Raw genomic sequence first — 8,263 nt, 5'->3', positions numbered from 1 at the left:
CCGACCGTGCAGAAGTCGTCCTCTGCGGCTTGGTGGGTCTCCCTTACCGACCCCGCAGAACGGTTTCGCCACGTAACCCGCCCCACCAAGCCGAAAGTCAGTGGCCACCCGGCTGTGGCGCGGCAGAGGACTGAAGTGCAGGAACTACACGAGAAGCACAGTGCCCGAAGGGCACCTATGACTGGCCCTCTCCGACCGTGCAGAAGTCGTCCTCTGCGGCTTGGTGGGTCTCCCTTACCGACCCCGCAGAACGGTTTCGCCACGTAACCCGCCCCACCAAGCCGAAAGTCCCCGGCCACCCGGCTGTGGCGCGGCAGAGGACTGAAGTGCAGGAACTACACGAGAAGAACAGTGCCCGAAGGGCACCTATGACTGGCCCTCTCCGACCGTGCAGAGGTCGTCTTCTGCGGCTTGGTGGGTCTCCGTTACCGACACGGCAGAACGGTTTCGGCACGTAACCCGCCCCACCAAGCCGAAAGTCTCCGGCCATCCGGCTGAGGCGTGAAATGCCGTGTGGAGCCGAAAGTCGGTGGCCATCCGGCTGAGGCGTGAAATGCCGTGTGGAGCCGAAAGTCGGTGGCCACCCGGTTGAGGCGTGAAATGCCGTGTGGAACCGAAAGTCAGTGGCCACCCGGCTGAAGGGCGCCTACACCGAGGGGTGCGTGGTGCTGCTTGCTAGGGCGCGGGTGGAGATTTATGGTGGACGATGTGACTATGCCGCCGCCGCAAGGATCGCCGCCGCGCCCGCTCGCGCCGACGCAGGCGGCCCCTGCCCGGACGAACCCACCCGCCAACACCCCGGGAGCGCTCGGCACCGAGACCTACCCCGACCCGCCCCGAGACTGGCGCCGCACCGGCAGCCTCCTCGGCGCCTGGGTCGTCGTCCTCGGCGTCGTCCTGGGAGTGGGGTTCGGTCTGAGGGTGGTCGCGGAGACGGGAAAAGTCGACGAGACCAAGGAAGACCCGCTTACACCAGGGCAAGCGGCCCTTCAGTACCTGAGCGCGGTCTTTCAATCAAACGATCACGAGCGGGCAAACGAGCTGAGCTGTCCAGACATGACAGTGAGCTCGGAACAGATTGAAGCTGGCCTTAAGAATTCCGTTGACGGCGCGATCTCTGCCGTCACGGTAACGATCACAGGTGAAACATCAACGGGCAACGGCACGGCAGTGACGGCAGCCGTCCGATTCAATTCAGATGGTTCACCTGATGGCCGAAAGTTCGAAGTACTTGTTGCAGGGCCCGAAGGGGCGTACTGCATCGCAAATGTCGCTTCGAATCCCTAACCATCCACCGAGATCCCCTGTTGTGTGAGCCAGGCGATCGGGTCGATGGCGCCGTTGTTGCTCTGGTCCTCCCCGGCGTGCACCTCGAAGTGCAGGTGGGGGCCGGAGGAGTTGCCGCTGGTACCGGAGAGCCCGATGAGTTCTCCGGCGGCGACGCGCTGCCCGACCTGGACGAGCGGTGCGGACTGGAAGTGGCAGTAGCGGGTCTGCATGCCGTCGGCGTGTTGGATGTTGACGTACCACCCGCAGCCGAGGATCGACGGTGATCCGTCCACATCGCAGGAATACGGGGAGCCGTCGGGGGCGAAGGCGTTGCACTCGGCGGTGATGACGACGCCGCCCGCCGCCGCGCGCACCTCAGTGCCGCGAGGAGCGCCGAGGTCGACGCCGTAGTGGTCGGGCCGCTGCGGGCTGCGGTACGCGGAGACGACGCCCTGCGGGACGGGGGCCGTCCAGCCCGAGGCCGCGATCTCACCGGGGCCGGCGCATTGGCCGGGGGTGCCGCCGACGGTCGAGGTGCGGGCCGCGCCTTCGGCGAGGTTGTTGACGACCTCGGTGGCGAGCGGTTCCCATTTCGCGTAGGCGTCGGGGAAGGCGGACTTCTGGACGGCCTGTGCGGCGGCCGTCAGGTCCATCGCCTCCCAGCCGTCCACTTTGACAAGACTGCGGTAGAACAGGCCCGCGGAGTGCGCCGGGTCGGTGATCTCCTCGGGCGTGCCCCAGCCCTGACTGGGACGCTGCTGGAACAGCCCGAGCGAGTCGTGGTCGTTGCTATCGCCGAGGTGCCCGTAGTTGTGGAGGGTGGATTCCTGCATGGCGGTCGCGATCGCGATGACCCAGCCGCGCGGCGGGATCTCCTCGTTCTGTCCGACCTGGACGATGATGGCGGCGTTCTCCATCTGCTCCACGTTCAGTTTGCGGACGCTCGGCAGGGGCCCGTTGATCTCCACGGTGGTCGTGCTGCCGCAACCGGCGTAGTTGACGCTGTCGTTGCCGGTCGTCGCGGTGAGGGTGGAGGCGATGACGTACGCCCCGACGCCCCCGCAGCACAGGAGCGCGGCCACCCCGCCGCCGATGCCCCACCAGAGCTTCTTACGGGCGCGTCTGATGACGGTGTTCGCGGCCGATTCGGCGGCCTCCGACTGCTCGATGACGGTGGACATCGCATGTTCCGCTTTCTATCCCTGTCGGCGGGATCGGCTGTCATGCCATCCCGCTCCGCGAACTCCCGGTCTACGGTTTGTGGAAGTCGACGCCATCGACATACCAGCTTCCATCATGCGTGGTCACCCTCAGGATCAGCAAGCCCGCGTCCGTGTCAATCTCCACCGAACCATTGCGCGACACGGGATCGCCGCGTAGCTCCCGCGCGGGGACGGCGACCGGCTCGGTCGCGGCGAGCTGTTCGGCGAGCCGCTCCGTCGCATAGGAGGCGAGCCCGGATCGCCATTCCTCGGCACTGCGATCGACGAGGATCCACTCCTGGGCGAAGGACAGCGCCACGGTGATCGCCTCCTCCGGCACCGAGTCATCCGGGCCCTCGGATTCGCCCGGCTGCTCGGAGGCCGACGGTGGCGGCACGTAACCGTCGTCGGGGGCTCCGGGTTCGATCGAGCTCTCCGAGCCGTCGTTGGCGTTGCCGGGGCCGCCACCGGGATCGTTGCCCGCGATGACGAGCGCCCCGACGACGACCAAGACCAGCAGCCCGGCGATGCCGTAGCGCGAACCGATGACACGAAGAATCCGGCGGATCGTCATCGCAGTAGTCCCTTGTGTCTCATGGCGCTAGTCCGGCCGGACCGCGATGAGCGGCCGATCACCGGAGCGCGCGCCGCTGCCGGCGCCGCTCGGGCGATACACCGAATAGCCCGGTTTGGATCGGCCCGCCCGCGATTCGGGCGCGGCCTGGCCGGGTACGGGGCGCGGTGGCAGTGCTCCCCCGCCGCCTCCACCGGCGGCGCGCTCGCGCGGGCTCGCCATGATCGGGTCCTTCGTGGATGCCGTTCGCGCCTCACCGGCGTCGTCGCCGACCGTCTCGGTACGGTACTTGCCGTCCTTGACGGTCACCCTCTTGTCCGTCTCGACGTGTTTCTTCCGGCCGAAGGCGGCGTCACTGATGCTCGAACCGCCGCGCAGCGAACCGATCCTTCGATACGGCCGCAACAGCATCCACGCGACCGCCCCCGTCAGGGCGATGAGCAGCACCTGAAGCCACCCGGGCATCGAGGCCGCGAGAATCCGGCTGACCGCGAAGAGATACACGGCCGCCGCGACCCCGAAGACCACGACGTTGATGATCGCGGCCAGGACCGCCGAGACGAGGCGCTTGAAGCCGCCCGAGGCCGGCCGCAGGATCGCGACGGTACCGATCAGAGGAAGCGCCACCACGGCCCAGCGGATCAGCAGGAAGCCGAGAATGATCAAAATAGACGCGGTGATGTCGAATAGCGCGAAGAAGAGCGCCGCGAGTACGGCCAGGAAGCCGGTGCCCACTCGGTCCCAACCGTTCGCACCCGTCAGGTGTTGGTAGGCCTCCGGGTCCTCCTTGGCGATCGCTGCCGCGATCTTGCGCCACTGGGTCTCTTTCTCGGCGACGATCTGCTGACGCTGACCGGGATCAGCACGAGCCGCAGTGATCTCCTCCCAGGTAAACGCCACCGAGTCGTAGAGCGCCGGACCGTACTTGTAGGCGGTGTTGGCCGTCTCTGCCACGGGTTCCCCGTCGGGGCCGATGACCTGTTCACCGTCCTCATCGAGCTGATAGGTCGCCTCGGCCGATTGGCCGAGCACCGAGCGCACCCAGTTGGCGTACAGCACTTCCTCAGTGGCCATGTCGGACGCCCGCTGCGCCGGGGAGCGCACGTCCTCGCACTTGCCTTCGCAATTCTCGGCCTCAGCGGGACCCAAGGCGCTCTGCACGACCCCGAGCGATGAAGTCAGTCCCTTGTCCGCGAGGTTCGCCGCCTGAACGGGGTACTGCGCCACGGCTGTCACCACGACCAGCACCAGAACGGCCCAACCCGCCGTCGTCACCGCCATCGACATGTCGGCCTGGCGGGAGCGCCAGATCAGATAGAGCCCGACCAAGCCGAGGGTGATTCCGCCGAAGACGGAGAAGACCTGGCGGAAGATCGCCTCCGAGGCGGTCGACACGAACTCGTCGGCCCAGCCCCACAGGCCGGCGGGTTCCCACGCCGCCTGTCGCAGTCCGTTCGAGGCACCGATGATCCCGGTCGCGAGCGTGAACTCCAAATTGGCGAGGGAGTTACCAGCCGAGTCTCCATCAGGAACGGCACTCCCGACACAGCCGAGATCGTATGTCGGCAGCTCATAACCCGCGTACCCATAGCTGGTGTATCTGCCCGCAGGGACCGTATACACAACGTCCTGATAGTCCTTATCAGACAACCATTCGGGTTCGGATGAGAACCACCCCGCCATCCCCGAGTCCGGCGCCCACGCCACCGGCGGCTTCTTACACATCGTCGGCGCGTCATCTGGAAGCGCATCGACGCACGTCGTCCAATCAGTACGCCACTGCTCGATGCTGCACTCGTCGTCCGCCGACGCCCCCGGCGCCTGCACGAAGAACACGGCGAGCGCCGCTATCGCGATGACGGCGAGCCTGGCGAATACCCGGGCGAGGCCACGTCTGCGTGAGGTCATGTGGTCGGTACGCGGAGGGGTTGACATGGCGGCATCACGATCCCATCTTGCTTTCGGGCTGGGCGTGCATCGGGTTCGTCGGGAGGTTCGCCGGGCGACTGGCGGCTTCGCGCCCGCCCGGGGTCGTGTCGAGGTGTTCGAGCAAGCCCGGCACATAGGACACGTCGGCCCGCATGCGCTGTACTCGTCCGTCCACATCTCTCATAATGAATTCACGATAGGACAGTCGGGTGTCGTCCGTGTTGCTCTCGCTCAAGGAGGCGAGGGTCTGCTCGTAGCCGACGTCGCGCGGCACGCGGAGCATGCGGAGCGCTTCGGCGGCGATCTCGGAGTCCTCGGCGATACGGCCGACGAACACGGTGGACACGAGGTTCTGCACGTCCAGGCCCAGGATGTCCTTGGGGTTCTGGGACGCGACGAGCGCCGCGAGGTTCCATTTACGGGAGTCGCGGGCCATGCGCACGAGGAACGACCGGCCGGAGCGCCAGCCCTCCATGAAGTGCGCCTCGTCGAGGCCGACGAGTTTGCGTCGGTTGATGTCGCCGCCGTAGGAGCGGCGGACGGCGAGCCGGTGCGCGGTGTGCAGCATCGGCAGGGCGAGCGCCTCCTCGGCGGACCAGTACTCGCGTTCGATCTTCAGGTCGGGCAGTCGAAGCCCGGCCATGGTGATGACGGTGAGGAGGGCGTCGTCGGTGAGCATCTCCGGCGGTGGCGATCCGAAGAACAGCATCGCGAGCGGCATCTCGGCGGTGTCGAGGAGCAGCGCCGCGAGTTCGGCTCCCTCCTCGCCCTGCGTCTGGAGGCAGGCCACGATGTCTTCCAGTGTGGACGTCTCTTCGGCGGGTACCTGCCGGGCGGCGTGCCGGAGGAGTTTCGCCGTCGACGCCTCCCGCGCGACCTGCGGCGGGACGAGCATGGAACAGATGTCCTGGACGAGCATGCGGCGCTCGGCGCGGGCGTTCGACTCGGCGATGGAGAACTCGCGGTCGCCGTTGCCGCCCGGTTCCCAGTGCTCGCGTTTCGGCGTCGGGATGAGCGCGTACGGGGCGAGCGTCCCGCCCTGGGAGCCGGTCAGGTTGAGGACGCGGCTGTACGGCTTCAGCTCCGGCATGTCGCACAGGCGCGCGAGCGGGCCGGACGGGTCGAGCAGCGTCACCTGGACGCCGCGCCGTGCGGCGAGGTAGCCGAGGGCGCCCATCAGAGTCGACTTGCCGCCGCCGGGTTCGGCGACGAACACGGCGAGGCCGGAGCGTTCGCGGACCTCGGTCGGGAAGTGCAGGTCGAGGAAGACGGGTCGACGGCAGGTGCCCGACGTCCGTCCGATGAGGTCACCGCGCCGGTCGCCGACCATCGACGCGGCCTGCGGCAGCGCGGCGGCGAACAGGCGGACCGGCATGCGGCGCAGGTACCCGGTGTTGGCGATCGGTTCGCCCGGGATGAACTCGCGGGCGAGCCAGTCCTGGTTCTTCGGGTGCTGGAGGGAGATCCGCAGCTCCCTGTTGTACATCTTGATGAGTCGTCGGGCGCGTTCGAGGCATTCGTCGCGGCTGTCGGCGGCGACGGCGATGCGGTGCCAGCCGTGGACGCGGGCGGCGTCGGTCGCCATGCCGGTCGTCATCTCGTCGCCGACGTTGAGGGCGCGCTGCGCGAGACGTTCCAGCTCGGGCGGGGCGTCCATCGAGTGCTCGTCGTAGTCGTGCTGCTGGCTGCGGATCATCCGCAGTCGGTGCTCCAGGTTGCGGAACGCCTCGCCGGGGCCGAGGATGTCGACGCGCGACGACAACTCCATCGGCCACGGCGCGCGCTCGTGGAAGTGCAGCCACGGCTCGTGCCGCTCGGGGATCTCCAGATCCTCCATGCGGCCGACGGTGAGGACGGCGACGTGCCGTTCCTCCCCGGTGAGCCGGTTGACGAGCTTCACCGTCGACCCGTACGGGGTGCGGTAACGCTCGATCTGTTCGGTGAGCGCGAGGACGTCACCCGGCTCCCACAGTCCATCGCGGACACTCGACAGCAGCTCCGGCGGCTCCATGCCGAGCGCGACGGACCGGAAGATCAGCCACTCGAGTTCGTGGCTGGTGGCGCGGCGGGCGCGGACGCCGTACGCGCTCAGAACCTCGTCGAACTGCTCGGTGGCGCGTTCGATCCGGACGCGTTCGGTGAGGGCCGTGCCCTTGCCGAGGAGGCGCCCGAACTTCTCGCTCAGCGTGTCATTGAGGGTGCGGCGCGCGAAGGTGATGCCGAGGTAGGTCTGGCCCTCGGCGTGCTGCGTCTGGTGCAGGTGCTCCTGCGCGGAGACGAGGTGGTCGGCCCAGGTGGAGGCGCCGGGAACGGGCGCGAGCGGGCGCGGGGTGTTCGCGTCGACGGTGCGCGCCCACTCGTCGGCCGCGAACGGCTTCGTGGTGCGCCGCAAGTGAAGCCGGTACCCGGCCATGCCCGCGTACTGTTCGGCGATCGCGGAGATGAGGGCTTCGCGCTCCGGGTCGGGCCGGAACGCCCACCGCACCTCGGGCAGCCGGTACCACGCGGTGACGGACGTCGGCGTGAACGTGGCGTGCCCGGCGATCTCGGTGATCGCGAGTTCCTGCGGGGACTGGCGGTCGCGGCTCTTCGGCGGTTTCGGCAGCCGATACGGTTTGTCCTCTTTGAGGGGACGCGCCGGTTCGGGCTGCCGATACGGGACGAGTTGGTTGTGCGGCCCGGGTTCGGGCGCCATGCGCGGACGGCTCGACAGTCGAGGGTCGACGTTGAGGCCGTGCGGCGGCGTGCGGACCTCCGCCGGTGACACGGGCGTCATCGGGTGGTTCGGCGACGCGCCGGGCGGGGTCGGCGGCGGTGGAGTCTGCTGGCGCGGCGGTTCGGCGCGGTGCTCGACGTGGGCGGGCACGTCGGTGCCGAAGTGGCCGGGTTCGCTGATGTAGCCGGGTCGGCTGGCGGCGCGCAGCGGCGACGAGGGCTGCTGCGGGGGTTGCTCCGCTTGAGCCGGGGGCCGACTGACGGCGCGCGGCGGTTCCGACGCGGTCGGGGGCTGCGTCGGCTGCTGGGACTGGATCGGCTGCTGGGACGGAGTCGTCGCCTGGATCGGCCGGGCGGGTGGCGGAGGCGCGGACTGGGTTTGTGCGCTCGGGCCTGCGGGCGTCGACGGCCGCGCGGAAGGTGCCGACTCCACGGATCGCGGCATTGTGGACTGTCCGGCGGCGGGCGAGGTCGGCGCCACGGACGCCTGGACCGGGGGCGTCTGAGTCGGCGGGACCCGGGTCGGGGGCGCCTGAGTCGACGATGTGGGAACCGGAGGCGACTGGGCCGGGGG

General features: G+C 68.6%; 5 protein-coding genes. 1 reads left to right on the top strand and 4 read right to left on the bottom strand.

Going from position 1 to position 8,263, the window contains the following annotated elements:
• The first annotated feature begins 699 nt into the window (after positions 1-699).
• On the top strand, positions 700-1,287 hold the full coding sequence (locus ACM9NP_RS23750; protein ID WP_415649004.1) for a delta-60 repeat domain-containing protein: 588 nt from the start codon (positions 700-702) through the stop codon (positions 1,285-1,287).
• Here the strand turns inward: ACM9NP_RS23750 and ACM9NP_RS23745 are convergent.
• The 4 genes from ACM9NP_RS23745 to ACM9NP_RS23730 all read right to left on the bottom strand — a co-directional run bounded on the left by ACM9NP_RS23745 (position 1,284) and on the right by ACM9NP_RS23730 (position 8,134).
• Positions 1,284-2,450, bottom strand: a complete 1,167-nt coding sequence (locus tag ACM9NP_RS23745; RefSeq protein ID WP_415649003.1) for a M23 family metallopeptidase — start codon at positions 2,448-2,450, stop codon at positions 1,284-1,286. The genes ACM9NP_RS23750 and ACM9NP_RS23745 overlap by 4 nt on opposite strands.
• 70 nt (positions 2,451-2,520) lie before the next feature.
• Positions 2,521-3,045 (bottom strand): hypothetical protein, encoded by a 525-nt coding sequence (locus ACM9NP_RS23740; RefSeq protein WP_415649002.1) that lies wholly within the window; start codon positions 3,043-3,045, stop codon positions 2,521-2,523.
• A gap of 27 nt (positions 3,046-3,072) precedes the next feature.
• A complete protein-coding gene (locus ACM9NP_RS23735; RefSeq protein WP_415649000.1) occupies positions 3,073-4,953 on the bottom strand; it encodes an MFS transporter in 1,881 nt (626 codons plus the stop codon).
• 34 nt (positions 4,954-4,987) lie between these two features.
• A complete protein-coding gene (locus ACM9NP_RS23730; protein WP_415648999.1) occupies positions 4,988-8,134 on the bottom strand; it encodes an ATP-binding protein in 3,147 nt (1,048 codons plus the stop codon).
• Positions 8,135-8,263 lie beyond the last annotated feature (129 nt).

Origin of the sequence: Stackebrandtia soli (genome assembly GCF_965137155.1) — a bacterium.
Taxonomy (GTDB): Bacteria; Actinomycetota; Actinomycetes; order Mycobacteriales; family Micromonosporaceae; genus Stackebrandtia; species Stackebrandtia soli.
This window is presented reverse-complemented; position numbering and strand designations above follow the sequence as displayed.

Excerpts from the sequence above, each read along its gene's own strand:
- ACM9NP_RS23745 (WP_415649003.1), bottom strand. The coding sequence starts at position 2,450 with ATGTCCACCGTCATCGAGCAGTCGGAGGCCGCCGAATCGGCCGCGAAC.
- ACM9NP_RS23740 (WP_415649002.1), bottom strand. The coding sequence starts at position 3,045 with ATGACGATCCGCCGGATTCTTCGTGTCATCGGTTCGCGCTACGGCATC.
- ACM9NP_RS23735 (WP_415649000.1), bottom strand. The coding sequence starts at position 4,953 with ATGACCTCACGCAGACGTGGCCTCGCCCGGGTATTCGCCAGGCTCGCC.
- ACM9NP_RS23730 (WP_415648999.1), bottom strand. The coding sequence starts at position 8,134 with ATGCCGCGATCCGTGGAGTCGGCACCTTCCGCGCGGCCGTCGACGCCC.